This is a genomic window from Pseudomonas sp. ACN8 (genome assembly GCF_002303925.1).
Classification (GTDB): Bacteria; Pseudomonadota; Gammaproteobacteria; order Pseudomonadales; family Pseudomonadaceae; genus Aquipseudomonas.
Genome location: NZ_MRCS01000005.1, coordinates 147701 through 165308, shown reverse-complemented (window position 1 = coordinate 165308; position 17608 = coordinate 147701). Strand labels below are relative to the sequence as shown.

The 17608-nt window shown below is 61.9% G+C and carries 17 protein-coding genes; 11 read left to right on the top strand and 6 right to left on the bottom strand.

Annotation, left to right across the window (positions count from 1 at the left end; genetic code table 11):
- Positions 1 to 77 precede the first annotated feature (77 nt).
- Together BSF44_RS04670 and mmsB are read left to right on the top strand one after the other, a co-directional pair.
- Positions 78 to 1604, top strand: coding sequence for a CoA-acylating methylmalonate-semialdehyde dehydrogenase (locus BSF44_RS04670; protein ID WP_095942483.1), 1527 nt, complete (start codon positions 78 to 80; stop codon positions 1602 to 1604).
- Between the two features lie 10 nt (positions 1605 to 1614).
- Positions 1615 to 2502: a 3-hydroxyisobutyrate dehydrogenase gene (mmsB, locus tag BSF44_RS04665; RefSeq protein ID WP_095942482.1), complete on the top strand. Its 888-nt coding sequence runs from the start codon at positions 1615 to 1617 to the stop codon at positions 2500 to 2502.
- 161 nt (positions 2503 to 2663) lie between these two features.
- Here mmsB and BSF44_RS04660 read toward each other — a convergent pair whose 3' ends face one another.
- The 4 genes from BSF44_RS04660 to BSF44_RS04645 all read right to left on the bottom strand — a co-directional run bounded on the left by BSF44_RS04660 (position 2664) and on the right by BSF44_RS04645 (position 5041).
- Entirely contained in the window at positions 2664 to 3008 is a 345-nt protein-coding gene (locus BSF44_RS04660) for a cupin domain-containing protein (RefSeq protein WP_007900627.1), read from the bottom strand.
- 106 nt (positions 3009 to 3114) lie between these two features.
- Entirely contained in the window at positions 3115 to 3486 is a 372-nt protein-coding gene (locus tag BSF44_RS04655; RefSeq protein WP_095942481.1) for a MerR family transcriptional regulator, read from the bottom strand.
- A 49-nt stretch (positions 3487 to 3535) separates the two neighbouring features.
- Positions 3536 to 4111, bottom strand: a complete 576-nt coding sequence (locus BSF44_RS04650; protein WP_095942480.1) for an NAD(P)H-dependent oxidoreductase — start codon at positions 4109 to 4111, stop codon at positions 3536 to 3538.
- 45 nt (positions 4112 to 4156) lie between these two features.
- A complete protein-coding gene (locus tag BSF44_RS04645) occupies positions 4157 to 5041 on the bottom strand; it encodes a LysR family transcriptional regulator (RefSeq protein WP_095942479.1) in 885 nt (294 codons plus the stop codon).
- A gap of 217 nt (positions 5042 to 5258) precedes the next feature.
- Here BSF44_RS04645 and BSF44_RS04640 point away from each other — a divergent pair, with 217 nt between their 5' ends.
- On the top strand, positions 5259 to 6023 hold the full coding sequence (locus BSF44_RS04640) for a sulfite exporter TauE/SafE family protein (RefSeq protein WP_095942478.1): 765 nt from the start codon (positions 5259 to 5261) through the stop codon (positions 6021 to 6023).
- Here BSF44_RS04640 and BSF44_RS04635 read toward each other — a convergent pair.
- Positions 6013 to 6327 (bottom strand): putative quinol monooxygenase, encoded by a 315-nt coding sequence (locus BSF44_RS04635; protein ID WP_095942477.1) that lies wholly within the window; start codon positions 6325 to 6327, stop codon positions 6013 to 6015. The genes BSF44_RS04640 and BSF44_RS04635 overlap by 11 nt on opposite strands.
- 162 nt (positions 6328 to 6489) lie before the next feature.
- On the opposite strand from BSF44_RS04635, the gene BSF44_RS04630 reads away from it, so the two are divergent.
- The 7 genes from BSF44_RS04630 to BSF44_RS04600 all read left to right on the top strand — a co-directional run bounded on the left by BSF44_RS04630 (position 6490) and on the right by BSF44_RS04600 (position 14571).
- Positions 6490 to 7080, top strand: coding sequence for an NAD(P)H-dependent oxidoreductase (locus tag BSF44_RS04630; RefSeq protein WP_095942476.1), 591 nt, complete (start codon positions 6490 to 6492; stop codon positions 7078 to 7080).
- A 66-nt stretch (positions 7081 to 7146) separates the two neighbouring features.
- Positions 7147 to 8058, top strand: a complete 912-nt coding sequence (locus BSF44_RS04625; RefSeq protein ID WP_095942475.1) for a LysR family transcriptional regulator — start codon at positions 7147 to 7149, stop codon at positions 8056 to 8058.
- A gap of 103 nt (positions 8059 to 8161) precedes the next feature.
- Positions 8162 to 9055, top strand: a complete 894-nt coding sequence (locus tag BSF44_RS04620; RefSeq protein WP_095942474.1) for an NAD-dependent epimerase/dehydratase family protein — start codon at positions 8162 to 8164, stop codon at positions 9053 to 9055.
- Positions 9056 to 9256: 201 nt separating this feature from the next.
- Positions 9257 to 10702, top strand: a complete 1446-nt coding sequence (locus tag BSF44_RS04615) for a SulP family inorganic anion transporter (protein WP_095942473.1) — start codon at positions 9257 to 9259, stop codon at positions 10700 to 10702.
- Between the two features lie 185 nt (positions 10703 to 10887).
- Positions 10888 to 12237, top strand: coding sequence for a gluconate:H+ symporter (locus BSF44_RS04610; protein WP_095942472.1), 1350 nt, complete (start codon positions 10888 to 10890; stop codon positions 12235 to 12237).
- A 14-nt stretch (positions 12238 to 12251) separates the two neighbouring features.
- Positions 12252 to 13112, top strand: a complete 861-nt coding sequence (locus tag BSF44_RS04605) for a MurR/RpiR family transcriptional regulator (protein ID WP_095942471.1) — start codon at positions 12252 to 12254, stop codon at positions 13110 to 13112.
- Position 13113: 1 nt separating this feature from the next.
- Positions 13114 to 14571, top strand: coding sequence for an amidohydrolase family protein (locus tag BSF44_RS04600; RefSeq protein WP_095942470.1), 1458 nt, complete (start codon positions 13114 to 13116; stop codon positions 14569 to 14571).
- A gap of 200 nt (positions 14572 to 14771) precedes the next feature.
- Here the strand turns inward: BSF44_RS04600 and BSF44_RS04595 are convergent, their stop codons facing one another.
- The gene (locus tag BSF44_RS04595; protein WP_095942469.1) at positions 14772 to 15800 is read right to left on the bottom strand and encodes an AraC family transcriptional regulator; all 1029 of its coding nucleotides are present in this window, start codon (positions 15798 to 15800) and stop codon (positions 14772 to 14774) included.
- A gap of 210 nt (positions 15801 to 16010) precedes the next feature.
- Here BSF44_RS04595 and BSF44_RS04590 point away from each other — a divergent pair, with 210 nt between their 5' ends.
- A complete protein-coding gene (locus BSF44_RS04590) occupies positions 16011 to 17606 on the top strand; it encodes an FAD-binding oxidoreductase (RefSeq protein ID WP_095942468.1) in 1596 nt (531 codons plus the stop codon).
- Positions 17607 to 17608: the final 2 nt, after the last annotated feature.

Sequence of the window (17608 nt, the reverse complement as noted above, 5' to 3'; positions counted from 1 at the left end):
GCTCATCTCAGGGCGACTATCTCGCCCCGGCTCCCAAGATAGCTCTCAATAAAAAAAGCAAAGATCCGGAGACCCACATGAACGTATCGCTCACGTCCAACGACACCACCGTACAAAAGGTCAAACTGTTGATCGACGGCGAGTGGGTCGAATCCAAGACCACCGAATGGCACGACATCATCAACCCGGCGACCCAGCAAGTACTGGCCAAAGTGCCGTTTGCCACCGCCGAAGAAGTCGATGCTGCCATCAGCGCTGCTCATCGTGCTTTCCAGACCTGGAAGCTGACCCCGATCGGCGCCCGCATGCGCATCATGCTCAAGCTGCAGGCGCTGATTCGCGAACACTCCAAGCGCATCGCCGCAGTCCTCAGCGCCGAGCAGGGCAAGACCATTGCCGACGCTGAAGGCGACATTTTCCGTGGCCTGGAAGTGGTCGAGCACGCCTGCTCCATTGGCAGTCTGCAAATGGGTGAGTTCGCTGAAAACGTCGCCGGTGGCGTCGACACCTACACCCTGCGCCAGCCCATCGGCGTGTGCGCCGGCATTACCCCGTTCAACTTCCCGGCGATGATTCCGCTGTGGATGTTCCCGATGGCCATCGCCTGCGGCAACACCTTCGTGCTCAAGCCGTCCGAACAGGACCCGATGTCGACCATGCTGCTGGTGGAACTGGCGATTGAGGCGGGCATTCCGGCCGGTGTGCTCAACGTCGTGCATGGCGGCAAGGACGTGGTGGACGGGCTTTGCACCCACAAGGACATCAAGGCGGTTTCCTTCGTCGGTTCAACCGCCGTCGGTACTCATGTCTACGACCTGGCCGGTAAACACGGCAAGCGCGTGCAATCGATGATGGGTGCGAAGAACCACGCCGTGGTGCTGCCGGACGCCAATCGCGAACAAGCGCTGAATGCGCTGGTGGGTGCCGGTTTCGGCGCTGCCGGTCAACGCTGCATGGCCACCTCTGTGGTGGTGCTGGTGGGCGCGGCCAAGCAGTGGCTGCCGGATCTCAAGGCGCTGGCGCAGAAGCTCAAGGTCAATGCCGGCAGCGAGCCGGGCACCGACGTCGGCCCGGTGATCTCGAAAAAGGCCAAGGCACGGATTCTCGATCTGATCGAGAGCGGCATCAAGGAAGGCGCGAAACTGGAGCTGGACGGTCGCGAGATCTCGGTTCCCGGTTACGAGAAGGGCAACTTTGTCGGCCCGACCCTGTTCTCCGGCGTGACCACCGACATGCAGATCTACACCCAGGAAATCTTCGGTCCGGTGCTGGTGGTGCTGGAAGTCAACACGCTCGACGAGGCCATTGCCCTGGTCAACGCCAACCCGTTCGGCAACGGCACGGGCCTGTTCACCCAGAGCGGCGCGGCGGCACGTAAATTCCAGAACGAAATCGACGTCGGCCAGGTCGGCATCAACATCCCGATTCCGGTGCCGGTCCCGTTCTTCAGCTTCACCGGTTCGCGCGGTTCCAAGCTCGGCGACCTCGGTCCGTACGGCAAGCAAGTGGTGCAGTTCTACACTCAGACCAAGACCGTCACCAGTCGCTGGTTCGATGACAACAGCGTCAACGACGGTGTGAACACCACCATCAACCTGCGTTAAGGAGCCGGACATGAAAATCGCTTTTATCGGTCTGGGCAACATGGGCGCGCCGATGGCGCGCAACCTGATCAAGGCCGGCCATGCATTGCGCCTGGTGGACCTGAACAAAACCGTGCTGGCGGAACTGGAGCAACTGGGCGGCAGCATCAGCGCATCGGCCCGTGAAGCGGCAGAGGGTGCCGAACTGGTGATCACCATGCTGCCTGCCGCAGTGCATGTACGCAGTGTGTGGCTGGGTGAAGACGGCGTGCTCGCCGGCATCGGCAAAGGTGTGCCGGCCGTGGATTGCAGCACCATCGATCCGCAGACCGCGCGGGACGTAGCCGCCGCCGCCGCCAAACAGGGCGTGGCCATGGCCGATGCGCCGGTCTCTGGCGGCACCGGTGGTGCAGCCGCCGGGACGCTGACCTTCATGGTCGGCGCCACCCCCGAGCTGTTCGCCACTCTGCAACCGGTACTGGCACAAATGGGCCGCAACATCGTCCATTGTGGTGAGGTCGGCACCGGGCAAATCGCTAAAATCTGCAACAACCTGTTGTTGGGAATTTCCATGGTCGGCGTCAGCGAAGCCATGGCGCTGGGCGATGCCCTGGGCATCGACACCAAGGTGCTGGCGGGCATCATCAACAGTTCAACCGGGCGTTGCTGGAGCTCGGAGATGTACAACCCATGGCCGGGCATCGTCGAAACGGCGCCAGCATCGCGCGGTTATACCGGCGGCTTCGGGGCCGAACTGATGCTCAAGGATCTGGGGCTGGCGACCGAAGCGGCACGTCAGGCGCACCAGCCGGTGGTACTCGGCGCGGTGGCCCAGCAGTTGTATCAGGCGATGAGTTTGCGTGGGGAGGGTGGCAAGGACTTCTCGGCGATCATCAATGGCTATCGCAAACCGCAATAAAACTGTGGGAGCGAGCCTGCTCGCGATAGCGGTGGGTCAGACAACATCAATGTTGCCTGATACATCGCCATCGCGAGCAGGCTCGCTCCCACAGGGTTCTGCGTGTGGCAGAGAACTATTTACCGGGAGATCACGTCGGGTGATCCCCCGGTTTTTTTGTATCAGGCAAACACGAAATATTTGCGCACGGTTTCCACCACTTCCCAGGTGCCTTTCATCCCCGGCTCGATGACGAAAATGTCGCCGGCGCGCAGGTGGATCGGCGCCATGCCTTCCGGGGTGATGATGCAGTAGCCTTCCTGGAAGTGGCAGTACTCCCACTTCACGTATTCCACGTACCACTTGCCCGGCGTGCAGATCCAGGTGCCCATGATCTTGCTGCCGTCTTCGCTGGTGTAGGCATTGAGGTTGACGGTGTGCGGGTCGCCTTCGAGTTTTTCCCATTTGCAGGCATCGAGCACGGGCAGCGGGTGGGTGTCGCGAAGAACGGTAATCGGTGCGGTCATGATGACTCCGGGCAGTGGGCTCAAGAACTGAAGTCGCACCCTATAGCGCCTGCCCATCTATCAGTTGTCTGTGCTCGACACTGAGCTGTCCAGAAACGCACGGCCCTCAAAGACTGTTCAGGGGGCAGTCGCGCCTGGAGTGTTCGAGGCTGTTCTCGAACTCGACCAATTGCGAGTGCTGTTGCGACAACGCCGCAATCCGCTCGGCGATTTCCTGTTTTTTGCTGGCGATGACCTGATGTGCCTGTTCCCAAGGCAACTGCGGGCCCTGATGTCCGGCGAAGACCGACTGCAGTTCCTTGAGCCTGAACCCCAGCTGCCGGGCACATTTGATGAACATCAGCAGGTCGACGCTGTGCTGGTCATAGATGCGGTACTTGCCCTGGCGGCGAGCGGCGGGCAGCAGGCCAATCGACTCGTAGTGCCGGATGCTTTTGACCGTGGTACCGGAACGTTGCGCGGCTTGGCCGATGTACATGGGAAGGTCCTTTTCTCCGAGGATAAAGCTCGGCGCATTATCGACCGACTCAAGCGCTGGCGATAGCTTCGGCTTGGCGTAACCAGGCCGCATGCCGGTCTGCGCTGGCGCCGAGAATTGGCCCGAAGGTGAGGGTTCGGGTTGGCTTGATGCCACAGAATTCCAGGGTGGTTTTGCGGACCTGATGCAAACCGGGCATGCGGTAGATCCATCGGTAGTACCAGGGCGGTGTGTCCATGGTCACCAGCAGGTGGGCGGTTCGGCCGCGCAGGAGTTTGTCGGGGAAGGCTTTGCCCTGGCGATACTTGAAGGCAAAACCCGGCAAGAACACCCGGTCGAAAAAGCCCTTGAGCAAGGCCGGTACGCCACCCCACCAGATCGGATAGACCAGCGTCAGTTGTTCGGCCCACAGGATGTCGGTCTGGGCGTTACGCAAATCGGCCTCCAGCGGCTGGACCTGCCGATAACCTTCACGCAGCACCGGATCAAAATCCATGGCGCCCAGAAACAGCTGACGCACTTCATGCCCGGCGCGCAATGCCGACTGTGTATAACGCTCGGCGAGGGCGGCGCAGAAGCTGTTGCTGGACGGATGCCCGAGGATCACCAGTATTCGTTTGCCCATCGTCGCTGTCCTTGAGGCTCAAACCTCAAGGATAAAGTCTGCCCCTCAGGGGAGAGTCAAGGCGTGCAGCAGAGCCTTGGCATAGCCGGGCAATGCGGCGAAGTCCCGGGCACAAAGCAACAGTTTGCGTTGGCTCCAGGGTTCTTGCAGGGCGCAGCTTTTGAAGGACAGTCCACCTGACCCGCGTTCGACCGCGGCCAGCGGTACGATTGCCAGCCCCGCCCCTCGGGCGACCATGCGCATCACGCCATCGAAGCCATCGGCGCGGATGCGAATCTGCATGCGCAGGCCGGCGTGCAGTGCCTGCTCTTCCAGGTACACCGCCAACGCGCTGTTGGCATTCAGGCCTACGTAGTCGTGATGCAGTGTGTCGGTGAAGTTCACTGAGGTCGCCTGTGCCAAGGGGTGTTCGCGGGGCATGATCAGCACCAGCGGATCATCGCGGAACGGTCGTGTCTGCAAGTCATCGGTGTCCACCGCGTCGGAAACGATGCCCAGGTCCGCCGCGCCCTGGCGCAAGGCGTGGGTGATGCGGGTGCTGGGCAGTTCCTGCAGGTCGATGTCGAGGTTGGGGTGGCTGTGCAGGAAGTCCGCGAGCAGCTCCGGCAGGTACTCGGTGATCGCCGTGGTGTTGCACAGCAGCCGCACCTGGCCTTTGACGCCCTGGGCGTATTCGGCCAGTTCCTGTTGCAGGCGTTCGGCCTGTTGCAGCAGGACCCGGGCGTGTCGCGCCAGGGCATTGCCGGCCGGCGTCGGGCTGATTCCACGGCGATTGCGCAGTAGAAACTCGACGCCCAGCGACGCCTCCATGGCGCGAATTCGCGCGCTGGCCGCCGCGAGGGACAAATGACTGCGTGCGGCGCCGGCGGTGATGTTGCCGGTGTCGAGGATGTTCAGGTACAGGCGCAGGTCGGTCAGGTCGAAGTGCATAACAACAACCTCTGGATGTGTGTTGTCTGGATGGACGCCATCGCGAGCAGGCTCGCTCCTACAGTGGGTATGCGTTGTTCACAAATCCCCTGTAGGAGCGAGCCTGCTCGCGAAGAGGCCAGTAGCCTCAATCCATTTCTCAGCCTCTTGTATTGGGAGAGCCAGCCTCAGTATATGGCAGATTTTCAATCAGCCCTCGGGGGCCCACCATAGCCCCATGAATACACTCTCTGCGTTTTATCAGAATCTCGGGTTAGCCCTTTCGTTGTTGGTTATCGGCACCTTTGTGCTGGCCGGCATGATCAAGGGCGTGATCGGCCTCGGCCTGCCGACCGTTGCCATGGGCCTGCTCGGTCTGGCTATGGCACCGACGCAGGCTGCGGCGCTGCTGATCATTCCTGCAACGCTCACCAACGTCTGGCAACTGGCATTCGGCGGGCATCTGTCGGGGCTGGTCAAACGGCTGTGGCCGATGCTGCTGGCGATTTTCATCGGCACCGGGGCGGGCACGCTGTGGATCGGCATGAGCGGTGGCCATTGGGTGGTGCGGGGGTTGGGCGCGGCGTTGTTGCTGTATGCGCTGAGCGGTTTGTTCCTGCCGACTGTGCGCGTGGGGCGGCGCAGCGAACGCTGGCTCGGTCCACTGTGTGGCGTGCTGACCGGCGTCATCACGTCGGTCACCGGCGTGTTCGTGATTCCAGCGGTGCCCTATCTGCAAGCGCTGGGCTTGAGCAAGGACGAGCTGGTGCAGGCGCTGGGCCTGTCATTCACCGTCTCGACCCTGGCCCTGGCCGGTGGATTGCTATGGCGCGGCGCGCTCGGCGGGGGCGAGTTGAGCGCATCGCTGCTGGCGCTGATCCCGGCCATGCTCGGCATGTGGCTGGGGCAATCGCTGCGCCAGCGGATCAGCGCCCTGTGGTTCAAGCGCGTGTTTTTCGTTGGCCTGGGTGTGCTCGGCGGCCATTTGCTGATCAGCGGCTAGCGGACGACGGGCTGATCATCTCGATGGCGCGGATCTCGAAGTCTCGTTCCAGGTATTCATCACGCTGTTCGAGAAACTGCTTCATGTGCGGCAGGTTCGAGTGCACGTCGAGGTGGGCCCGGGATTGCCAGATCTCGTAGAAGATGAACAGGGTCGGGTCCTGTTTGTCGCGCAACATATGGTATTCGATGCAACCGGGTTCGGCGCGGCTGGCTTGCACGTAGCCGCTGAAAAACGCTTCGAAGGCGTCGGATTTTTCCGGGCGGGTCTTGGCGTGCAGGATGAAACCCTGGATTTCACTCATCTACATCTCTCCTCAAGTCAGAATTGGCGCCAGTCTAAGGCAACAATCGCCTATTGATTCGTGCTTGTAGGTCAAATGAATTTTGCCAAATCGACGCTTACTCCGCGCGAGGTCGATCGGTACTCTGCCGCCATCCGATTCCCGACCTTCCCGAGATCTCCCATGAAAAAAGTCCTGTTGCTCAATGGCGGCAAAAAATTTGCGCACTCCGACGGCCGCTACAACACCACCCTGCATGAAGCCGCATTGAGCGTGCTGGATCGCGGCGGTATGGATGTGAAAACCACCTTCATCGACGAGGGCTACGACGTCGCCGAAGAAGTGGCCAAGTTCCTCTGGGCCGACGTGATCATCTACCAGATGCCCGGCTGGTGGATGGGCGCGCCGTGGACCGTGAAAAAGTACATCGACGAAGTCTTCACCGAAGGCCATGGCAGCCTCTATGCCAGCGACGGTCGCACCCGTTCGGACGCGTCGCAGAAGTACGGCAGCGGCGGTCTGATTCACGGCAAGCAGTACATGCTGTCGCTGACCTGGAACGCCCCGCGGCAAGCCTTCGACGACCCGACCGATTTCTTCGAAGCCAAAGGTGTGGACGCGGTGTACTTTCCGTTCCACAAGGCCAACGAGTTCCTGGGCATGACCGGCTTGCCGACGTTCCTGTGCGTGGACGTGATGAAGCGCCCGAACATCGAAGGCGACGTGGCGCGTTATGAGCAGCATTTGGCTGAGGTGTTTGGCCTCAAGGCTTAACGCTCGGCTACTATCCGATGCAACGGCCAGGAAGATCGCAGCGCCGATTCGCAAACGAGGACACACGTGAAAGCCAGATCCGATGAATTGCAGGTTTTCGTCTGTGTGATTGAATGCGGGTCGATTTCCGCGGCGGCCGAGCAGGTCGGGCAAACGCCTTCGGCGGTCAGCCGTACGCTGTCGCGGCTGGAGGCCAAGCTCGACACCACGCTGATCAATCGCACCACGCGGCGCATGGACCTGACCGAAGAGGGCAAGTACTTCTTCGAGCACGCCAAGCGGATTCTCGATCAGATGGACGAGCTCGAAGAACGCCTGACCTCACGCCAGCAAACGCCGTCCGGGCGGCTGCGGATCAACGCGGCATCCCCTTTCATGCTGCACGCCATCGTGCCCTACATCGATGAATTCCGCAGGCTTTACCCGGACATTCAGCTCGAACTCAACAGCAACGATTTGATCATCGACCTGCTGGAGCAAAGCACCGACATCGCCATTCGCATCGGCACCCTGACCGACTCGACGCTGCATGCCCGCTCCCTGGGTTGCAGCCCGCTGCACATCGTCGCCAGTCCGGCCTACCTGGAAAAGCACGGCGCACCGCAAGCCGTGGCTGACCTGGTCCACCATACGCTGCTGGGGTTCACCCAGAACGAAGGCCTCAACCAGTGGCCGCTGCGTTATGTGCATGGCGATCGCTGGCCGATCCAGGCGTCGATCAGCGCCTCCAGCGGCGAAACCATCCGCCATCTCGCACTGGACGGCCAGGGCATCGCCAGCCTGTCGCATTTCATGACTATCGAAGACATTCGTGCCGGACGCTTGAAAGTGTTGTTGGCCGAATTCAACAGCGGCTATCGCCAGCCGATCAACGCGGTGTACTACCGCAACTCGCAACTGGCCCTGCGGATTCAATGCTTCCTGGACTTTATCCAGGGCAAGCTGGCGGATTATGCGAGCGCGGATTTCAAGGGTTGATTCGTGATTCCTGCGCAAAAGTGAATTGGGCCGGCAGGGATTTTTCCTCCGGGATCGCTGCCGGATACTCCTTGCATCACTTATCCACGCAGGGAGTTTCTCCATGAATGTATTCGTTACCGGTGCCGCCGGTTTTATCGGCGGTTCCATCGCCACGGGCCTGGTCCAGGCCGGTCACAACGTCACCGGTCTGGTGCGCAGCGCCGAACAAGCCGATGAACTGCGCGCACTGGGCATCACCCCGGTGATCGGCACCCTCGACGACTGCGCCCTGCTGGCCGATCAGGCGCTTGCCGCGGACGCGGTGATCAACGCCGCCAGCAGCGATCATCGTGGAGCGGTGCAAGCCTTGCTCGATGCCTTGCGCGGTTCCGGCAAAGTGTTCCTGCACACCAGCGGTTCGAGCATTGTCGGCGATGCCTCGGGCGGTAAATCCAGTGATGTCATCTACGTCGAAGACAACCTGCCGGAGCCGACGGTCGACAAGGCTGCACGCGTGGCCATCGATAATCTGATCCTGGCGGCGGCCATGGACGGGGTGAACTCGGCAGTGATTTGTAACACCCTGATCTACGGCCACAGCCTGGGCGTCCATCGCGACAGCGTGCAACTGCCGCGCCTGCTCAAACAGGCACGCAAAAGCGGTGTGGTGCGTCATGTCGGCCCCGGCCAGAACATCTGGTCCAATGTGCACATCGAGGACGTGGTGGCGCTGTACCTGCTGGCGCTGACTGAAAACGTGCCTGGCACCTTCTACTTCGTCGAAAGCGGTGAAGCGTCGTTCATCGACATGACCACCGCCATGGCCCAGGCGCTGAACCTGGGCGAGCCGCAGGACTGGGCGCTCAAGGATGCCGAAGCCGAGTGGGGCTATGAAATGGCCAACTATGGTTTGGGCTCCAACAGTCGGGTGCGTGGCAAGCATGCTCGGGAGTTGTTGGGCTGGGTGCCGAAGCGCACGTCGGTAGTGGAGTGGATTCGCGACGAGATGGTGTGAGTTCGCTTTAGACCGCGTCATCGTTCATCGCGAGCAGGCTCACTCCTACATTTGATTGCATTCCTTCTGATGGAACGCGGTTAAATGTAGGAGTGAGCCTGCTCGCGATTGCGTTTCCATTGGCCCATCTGCTGGCCGGGCTGCCTCTGATTCCGTAACATCCGCACACTCTTTTCCTGCTTCCCCTGCATGCGGTCCTCCATGAAACCAAAACGTCTACGCGCCGATGTCCTGGCCGGACTTACCACTTCCTTCGCCCTGCTGCCCGAGTGCATCGCCTTCGCGCTGGTGGCTCATCTCAATCCGCTGATGGGGCTTTACGGCGCGTTCATCATCTGCACCCTGACCGCGCTGTTCGGTGGGCGACCGGGCATGGTGTCCGGCGCGGCCGGGTCGATGGCCGTGGTGATCGTCGCGCTGGTGGTGCAGCACGGCGTGCAGTATCTGCTGGCCACGGTGTTGCTGGGCGGGCTGATCATGATGGCGTTCGGGTTGCTCAAGCTCGGCAAGCTGGTGCGCATGGTGCCGTATCCGGTGATGCTCGGCTTCGTCAACGGCCTGGCGATCGTCATTGCCCTGGCACAACTGGAGCACTTCAAGAGCGGGGAGGCCTGGTTGAGCGGTACGCCGCTGTACATGATGATCGGGCTGGTCGCGGTGACCATGACGGTTGTCTATGTGATGCCGCGCCTGACCCGTACGGTGCCGCCGGCGCTGGTGGCGATTCTCGGCGTGGGCGTGGCGGTGTATCTGCTGGGCCTGCCGACCCGCACTCTGGGCGACATGGCGCACATTGCCGGTGGCTTGCCGACGCTGGCGCTGCCGGACATTGCGTGGAACCTGGACACCCTGGGCATCATCGCGCCCTACGCGATCCTGATGGCGCTGGTCGGGTTGCTGGAAACCCTGTTGACCCTCAACCTCACCGACGAAATCACCGAGAGCCGTGGCTACCCGGATCGCGAGTGCGTAGCGCTGGGGGCGGCGAATGTGGTGTCCGGTGTGTTCGGCGGCATGGGCGGTTGCGCCATGATCGGTCAGACCGTGATCAATCTCAGTTCCGGCGGGCGCGGGCGCTTGTCCGGGGTGGTGGCCGGGGTGATGATCCTGTTGTTCATCCTGTTTCTGTCGCCACTGATCGAGCGCATTCCGCTGGCCGCGCTGGTGGGGGTGATGTTCGTGGTGTCGCAACAGACCTTCGCCTGGGCCTCGTTGCGGGTGCTGAACAAGGTGCCGCTCAACGACGTGCTGGTGATCATCGCGGTGACCGTGATTACCGTTTTCACCGACCTGGCCATGGCGGTGCTTTGCGGGATCATCATCGCGGCGCTGAACTTTGCCTGGCAACAGGCCCGACAGTTGTATGCCGACAGCCACCTGGAGAACGACGGCAGCAAGCTGTACCGGGTGCATGGCACGCTGTTTTTTGCCTCGACCACACCCTTCCTCAATCAGTTCGATCCGGCCAATGACCCGGCGCAAGTGACACTTGATTGCCAGCACCTGAGTTTTGTCGACTACTCGGCCATCGCCGCGCTGGGCACCCTGCGCGAGCGCTACACCAGGGCCGGCAAGCACCTGCGGGTGCTGCATTTGTCTGAGCGTTGCAAGAAATTGCTCAAGCGCGCCCGGATGCAGCACGACTGAAATCAAACAGGCAGGTGCGATGAAAATCCGCCTGCCTGATTTTCATTATTTGCGACAACTCATACCTCTGCGCGACACGCCTTACCTCTGCACGAAAATTACTTTCACCTCGTTTGAAAATCACCTTCCGAAATGTTTTAAGAGTTTCACAAATATTTCGACGTGACCCTCTCGAGGAGTACCGCATGACCCTGTCCTTCGGCTATTGGCTGCTGGTGTATGCCGCCATCGCCATCATTGCACTGATCGTTCTGATCGCCCGTTACCGGCTCAACCCGTTCATTGTCATCACCCTGATTTCCATCGGCCTGGCGCTGGTGGCAGGGATGCCGCCGTCGGGTGTGGTGGGGGCGTACGAGGCGGGTGTCGGCAAGACCCTGGGGCACATCGCACTGGTGGTGGCGCTGGGCACCATGCTCGGCAAGATGATGGCCGAGTCCGGGGGCGCCGAGCAGGTGGCGCGGACCTTGATCGACCGTTTCGGCGAGAAGAACGCGCACTGGGCGATGGTTTGCATCGCGTTTCTGGTGGGGCTGCCGCTGTTCTTCGAGGTCGGTTTCGTCTTGCTGGTGCCGATTGCCTTTACCGTGGCGCGGCGCGTGGGCGTGTCGATCCTGATGGTCGGCTTGCCGATGGTCGCCGGGCTTTCGGTGGTGCATGCGCTGGTACCGCCGCACCCGGCGGCGATGCTGGCGGTGCAGGTGTATCAGGCGTCGGTGGGGCAGACCTTGATGTACGCGATCCTGATCGGCATTCCGACCGCGATCATTGCCGGTCCTCTGTACGCCAAATTCATTGTGCCGCGCATTCAGTTGCCGGCGGAAAACCCGCTGGAACGCCAGTTCCTTGAGCGTGAACCGCGCGACAGCCTGCCGGGTTTCGGCATCACCATGGCAACCATCCTGTTGCCGGTGGTGCTAATGCTGATCGGCGGCTGGGCCAACCTGATTTCCACACCGGGCACAGGTTTCAACCAGTTCTTGTTGTTCATCGGCAACTCGGTGATCGCGCTGTTGCTGGCGACATTGCTGAGCTTCTGGACCCTCGGCCTGGCCCAGGGCTTCAACCGCGAATCGATCCTCAAGTTCACCAACGAATGCCTGGCGCCGACCGCGAGCATCACGCTGCTGGTGGGCGCCGGCGGTGGCCTGAACCGGATTCTGGTGGATGCCGGCGTCACCGACCAGATCGTCGGCCTGGCCCACGAATTTCATTTGTCGCCGCTGTTGATGGGCTGGCTGTTCGCCGCGCTGATGCGCATCGCCACCGGTTCTGCCACTGTGGCCATGACCACCGCTTCAGGCGTGGTCGCACCCGTGGCCATTGGTCTGGGTTATCCCCATCCCGAGTTGCTGGTGCTGGCGACTGGCGCCGGGTCGGTTATCTTTTCCCACGTTAACGACGGCGGTTTCTGGTTGATCAAGGAATACTTCAACATGACCGTTACCCAGACCTTCAAGACCTGGACCGTGCTCGAGACACTGATCTCGGTCGTTGCTTTCGCGTTGACCGTTGGTCTTTCTTACCTGATTTAGCCGGAGCCACTTGCATGGACATCCTCTACCAGATCCGCGCCCGTCAGGATTCCTTCAGCGCCGGTGAAGGACGCATCGCTCGCCTGATGCTCGACGACGTAGGATTTGCTGCCTCCGCCAGCCTCGAGGAGCTGGCGCTGCGGGCGGAGGTCAGCAGCGCCACACTGTCGCGCTTCGCCCGCACGGTCGGCTGTAAGGACCTGCGTGACTTGCGCTTGCAACTGGCCCAGGCCAGCGGCGTCGGCAGCCGGTTTCTCGATCCGGCGGGCACGCCCGAGCAGTCAGCGTTCTACGGGCAGATCGTGGGCGACATCGAGTCGACCTTGCGCCAGCACCTGGCGGCGTTCGATGAATCGCGTTTCGCCGATGCGGTGAAACTGCTGGGCAAGGCGCGGATGATTCATGCTTTCGGCATGGGCGGCTGCTCGACTCTATGCAGCGATGAACTACAAGTGCGCCTGGTACGCCTCGGCTATCCGATTGCGGTGTGCCACGATGCGGTGATGATGCGCGTCACCGCCGCCAGCCTCAGCGCCGAACACGTGTTGATTGTCTGCTCGCTGACCGGCATCACCCCGGAACTGGTCGAAACAGTGGAACTGGCGCGCAACTACGGCGCACGCATTCTGGCCATCACCCGGGCCGATTCGCCGCTGGCGCAACTGGCCGACATCGTCCTGCCCCTGCAAAGCGCCGAAACCTCGTTCATCTACAAACCCACGGCAGCGCGCTACGGCATGCTGCTGGCCATCGACGTGCTCGCCACCGAGCTGGCGTTGGCCAATCCTGAAGACAATCAAGAACGTCTGCGGCGGATCAAACTCGCCCTCGACGAATACCGCGGCGGCGACGATCACTTGCCGCTGGGAGACTGACATGCAGTACGACACGCTGATTCGCAACGCCCTGATCATCGACGGCAGCAACCGCCCCGGTTACCCCGCCGACGTGGCCATTCTCAACGGGCGCATCGAGCGTATCGGCGACTTGCGCGATGCCCGCGCCAGCGAAAAAATCGACGCGCAGGGCCATGTGCTGGCGCCGGGTTTCATCGACGTGCACACCCATGACGACACCGTGGTGATTCGTCAGCCACAGATGCTGCCCAAACTCAGCCAGGGCGTGACCACGGTCATCGTCGGCAACTGTGGGATCAGCGCGTCGCCAGTGAGCTTGCGCGGCGATCCGCCGGACCCGATGAATCTGCTGGGCACGGCCGCTGCCTTCGTATATCCGACCTTCCGTGACTACCGCGCGGCGGTCGAAGCGGCGAACACCACGCTGAACGTTGCCGCGCTGGTCGGCCATACGGCGTTGCGCAGCAATCATCTGGACGACCTGTTCCGCACCGCCACGGCGGAAGAAATCAGTGCGATGCGCGAGCAACTGCGCGAAAGCCTCGAGGCTGGCGCCTTGGGCCTGTCCACCGGCCTTGCCTATGCCAGCGCCTTCTCGGCATCCACCGATGAAGTGATGCAACTGACCGAAGAATTGACCGCGTTCGGGGCGGTCTACACCACCCATTTGCGCAGCGAATTCGAACCGGTGCTGGAGGCCATGGACGAGGCATTCCAGATCGGTCGCCATGCGCAAAGTCCGGTGATCATTTCCCACCTCAAATGCGCCGGTGCTGGCAACTGGGGGCGCAGTCCGCAGCTACTGGCATCCCTCGAAGAGGCGGCGAAAACCCACCCGGTGGGTTGCGATTGTTATCCGTATGCAGCGAGCTCTTCGACTCTGGATTTGAAGCAGGTGACCGATGCCCACCGCATCACCATCACCTGGTCGACCCCGCACCCGGAAATGGGCGGGCGCGACCTGATGGACATCGCCGCCGAATGGAATGTGCCGTTGCTGGAGGCCGCTCGCCAACTGCAACCGGCCGGTGCGGTGTACTACGGAATGGATGAGGCGGATGTCCGCAGAATCCTTGCGCATCCGCTGTCGATGGTCGGCTCCGACGGCTTGCCGGAAGACCCGTTTCCACACCCACGCTTGTGGGGCGCATTCCCCCGGGTGCTCGGACATTTCAGCCGTGACGTAGGACTGTTCCCGCTGCACACCGCCGTGCACAAAATGACCGGGCTGTCGGCGGCACGCTTCGGTTTGAAGGGGCGAGGTGAGATCCGCGAAGGCCATTGGGCGGACCTGGTGTTGTTCGATCCGGCGACCATCCGCGATGTCGCCGATTTCAACGACCCGCAGCGGGCGGCGCAAGGCATCGAGGGCGTATGGGTCAACGGTGTGTTGAGTTACCGCGACGGCCAGGCCAACGGGCGCAGGCAAGGGCGGTTCCTGGCCCGGGAAGGGGATTTGCGCACGGGTTTTCAGTGAGTTTCGAGCACTGCGTCATAATGATGGCACTTTGGGGCTAGAGTATGGCATTTCCGCGCCGACTACCCTTGCTGGTCGGTACGTATTTTGTAGGAGCGAGCCTGCTCGCGATGGACAAAAAGGCACCGTGTTTATCCTGTAGAAACGCGTCATCGTTAACGTCCATCGCGAGCAGGCTCGCTCCCACCAGCCTCTGATCTTCAACCTTCGTTCGGCACCCGGTGGGTTTGGCGAAACTCACCCGGCGGCATCCCGCGCCGGCTTTTGAACGTGCGGTGAAATGAGCGGGGTTCGGTGAAACCCAGGTACTGGGCGATGTCCTGAATCGGCAGGGTGCTGTTGAGCAGGTAATGCTCGGCCAGCTCCTGGCGCAGGTCATCGAGGATCTGCTGGTACGACGTTCCGGCCAGATGCAGCTGGCGTTGCAGCGTGCGCACGGACACCGCGAGATGCTCGGCCACCTGCTCCTTGCGTGGCAGACCTTCCTTGAGCAACTTTCGCAGGATACTTTTGACCCGCTGCTCCAGCGACGCGTCCTCCAGTGTGGCCATCAATCCCTGGGCATGTTCTTCCAGTGTGCGCAGCAATTGCGCATCGGCCTGGCGCAATGGCAACTGCAAATACGGCAACGGGACAATCAGCGCCGAATAAGGCTGGTCGAACAGCACCGGACAGTCGAAGAACTGCTCGTATTCTGCCAGCGTCGTGTCGGCCGGGCAGGCATGTTCCAGCCAGACGGCGGCCGGCGACATTTGCGTGTCGGCGATCCAGCGCGCGTATTGCAGCCAGGAACCGAGCACGTTTTCCACCAGATGCCGGCGAATTCGCGGGCGCTGATGGCGGCATGTCCAGATCAGGTGCACCTCGCTGCCTTGCACCTCGGCGCGGCTGACGCCCATGTCTCCCACCAGCTTCTCGAACGGCATGATGCGGCTCATGGCGTCGCCCAGTGTCGCGCAGTTCATGGTGATGTAGCCCAGCACGCTCCAGGAGTTGGGCAACACAAAACGCGCGGCGTTGAGACCGAACAACGCATCGCCCGAGTGTTCGCAGAAATAATCGAGCAGCCGTTCATGGGCTTCACCCGGCAACCGCAGGCTGTTGTCACTCAACTGCTGTGCCTGCAACCCGGCAGCCGCCAACGCCGGCTCGATGGCCATGCCCAGTTGTTCGGCATGACGCAGGTATTTGAGCAGCGGCGGAACTGAAGTGAAGCCCAGGGATTGCATGACCGTATTCCTTTGATCAAGGCCCGCGTGCGCGGATGAATGCCCTGAAAGGTAATTTGAAACCACGGCTAAAGTAAATGGCTGACGCCTGCGCGACGTTTGACTCAATTGGCTACTCGAACTGGCCCGATGCGACCGTGACACTTTCGGGCGGCTGACTAGTATGGGGGCCTGAAATATCACTGATCAGAACCGCAAAAGGACACAGGCATGCGACGCTGGAACGGCTGGGGAGATGCAACCACGGTGGTCGAACTGCCGGCCCAGGGCGCGGGTTTTCTCGCCCGGCGGGTGGGTGACGGTCGAGCGCTGCCCGACGCGACGCTTGAGACGGCGTTGGCCCGCGTACCCCCGTCGCGGTTGCAGCAACACTTCTTGTACAGCGTGGATGCCCATGATCGCTTGCTGCATGCGCGAGGGCAGAGCCTGCCGGACTGGCTGGCGTTGCGTGAGGGCGCGCTGGGAAATTATCCCGACGCCGTGGCCTATCCCGTGAGCGCTGAACAGATTCGCCGGTTACTGCTGCTCGCCCATGAACAGGACCTGTGCCTGATTCCTTATGGAGGGGGCACCTCGGTGGCCGGCCACATAAATCCGCCGGTTTCCGCGCGGCCGGTGGTGACGGTTTCCCTGTCCCGCATGAATCGCCTGCTGGAGCTCGACGAAGAGAGCCTGCTGGCCACCTTCGGCCCCGGTACCAGTGGGCCGCAGGTGGAAAGTCAGTTGCGCGCCCGGGGTTACACTCTGGGGCATTTCCCGCAGTCGTGGGAGCTGTCAACTCTGGGTGGTTGGGTCGCCAGCCGCTCCAGTGGCCAGCAGTCATTGCGCTATGGGCGGATCGAGCAACTGTTCGCCGGCGGGACCCTGGAAACCTTTGCCGGACCTCTGGAAATTCCCTCCTTTCCGGCCTCGGCGGCCGGGCCCGATTTGCGTGAGGTGGTGTTGGGCTGTGAGGGCCGTTTCGGAATCATTTCCGAGGTGAAGGTGCGGGTCAGCGCATTACCTGCCGATGAGCGTTTCTACGGGGTGTTTCTGCCCGATTGGCCCAAGGCGCTGCAAGCCATCCGCCAGTTGGCCCAGGCGCGGGTGCCGCTGTCGATGCTGCGCCTGTCCAACGCGGTGGAAACCGAAACCCAGCTGGCGCTGGCCGGTCACCCGCAGCAGATCGCCTGGCTGGAAAAGTACCTGGCCCTGCGCGGCGCCGGTGCGGGCAAATGCCTGCTGACGTTCGGCGTGACCGGCAATCGTCGGCAAAATGCGCTGTCCCTGCGTCAGGCCCGGCAGCACCTCAAGGCGTTCGGCGGGGTGTTTACCGGCACCTTGCTCGGCAAGAAGTGGGCGCAGAACCGTTTTCGTTTTCCCTACCTGCGCGAGAACCTGTGGAACGCAGGTTACGTGGTCGACACCCTGGAAACGGCCACCGACTGGAGCAACGTCGATAACCTCCTCACGCTGATCGAAAACAGCCTGCGCGACGCCCTGGCTGCCGAAGGCGAGCGGGTGCATGTCTTCACCCACCTTTCCCATGTCTACGGCGAAGGGTCGAGCATCTACACCACCTATGTGTTTCGCCCGGCGGCGGACTACCCCGCCACCCTGGCGCGCTGGCAGGCACTCAAACAGGCGGCCAGCCAGACCATCGTCGACAACCAAGGCACCATCAGCCACCAGCATGGCGTGGGCAAGGATCACGCGCCGTACCTGCGGCGGGAAAAGGGCGCGCTGGCGATGGACACCCTGCAGGCACTGAGTCGGCATTTCGATCCGGCCGGGCGACTGAACCCTGGCACGCTGTTGCAGGAGTGACG

Excerpts from the sequence above, each read along its gene's own strand:
- BSF44_RS04610 (WP_095942472.1), top strand. The coding sequence starts at position 10,888 with ATGACCCTGTCCTTCGGCTATTGGCTGCTGGTGTATGCCGCCATCGCC.
- BSF44_RS04650 (WP_095942480.1), bottom strand. The coding sequence starts at position 4,111 with ATGGGCAAACGAATACTGGTGATCCTCGGGCATCCGTCCAGCAACAGC.
- mmsB (WP_095942482.1), top strand. The coding sequence starts at position 1,615 with ATGAAAATCGCTTTTATCGGTCTGGGCAACATGGGCGCGCCGATGGCG.
- BSF44_RS04605 (WP_095942471.1), top strand. The coding sequence starts at position 12,252 with ATGGACATCCTCTACCAGATCCGCGCCCGTCAGGATTCCTTCAGCGCC.
- BSF44_RS04670 (WP_095942483.1), top strand. The coding sequence starts at position 78 with ATGAACGTATCGCTCACGTCCAACGACACCACCGTACAAAAGGTCAAA.
- BSF44_RS04645 (WP_095942479.1), bottom strand. The coding sequence starts at position 5,041 with ATGCACTTCGACCTGACCGACCTGCGCCTGTACCTGAACATCCTCGAC.
- BSF44_RS04615 (WP_095942473.1), top strand. The coding sequence starts at position 9,257 with ATGAAACCAAAACGTCTACGCGCCGATGTCCTGGCCGGACTTACCACT.
- BSF44_RS04590 (WP_095942468.1), top strand. The coding sequence starts at position 16,011 with ATGCGACGCTGGAACGGCTGGGGAGATGCAACCACGGTGGTCGAACTG.
- BSF44_RS04600 (WP_095942470.1), top strand. The coding sequence starts at position 13,114 with ATGCAGTACGACACGCTGATTCGCAACGCCCTGATCATCGACGGCAGC.
- BSF44_RS04620 (WP_095942474.1), top strand. The coding sequence starts at position 8,162 with ATGAATGTATTCGTTACCGGTGCCGCCGGTTTTATCGGCGGTTCCATC.
- BSF44_RS04595 (WP_095942469.1), bottom strand. The coding sequence starts at position 15,800 with ATGCAATCCCTGGGCTTCACTTCAGTTCCGCCGCTGCTCAAATACCTG.
- BSF44_RS04640 (WP_095942478.1), top strand. The coding sequence starts at position 5,259 with ATGAATACACTCTCTGCGTTTTATCAGAATCTCGGGTTAGCCCTTTCG.
- BSF44_RS04630 (WP_095942476.1), top strand. The coding sequence starts at position 6,490 with ATGAAAAAAGTCCTGTTGCTCAATGGCGGCAAAAAATTTGCGCACTCC.
- BSF44_RS04655 (WP_095942481.1), bottom strand. The coding sequence starts at position 3,486 with ATGTACATCGGCCAAGCCGCGCAACGTTCCGGTACCACGGTCAAAAGC.
- BSF44_RS04635 (WP_095942477.1), bottom strand. The coding sequence starts at position 6,327 with ATGAGTGAAATCCAGGGTTTCATCCTGCACGCCAAGACCCGCCCGGAA.
- BSF44_RS04660 (WP_007900627.1), bottom strand. The coding sequence starts at position 3,008 with ATGACCGCACCGATTACCGTTCTTCGCGACACCCACCCGCTGCCCGTG.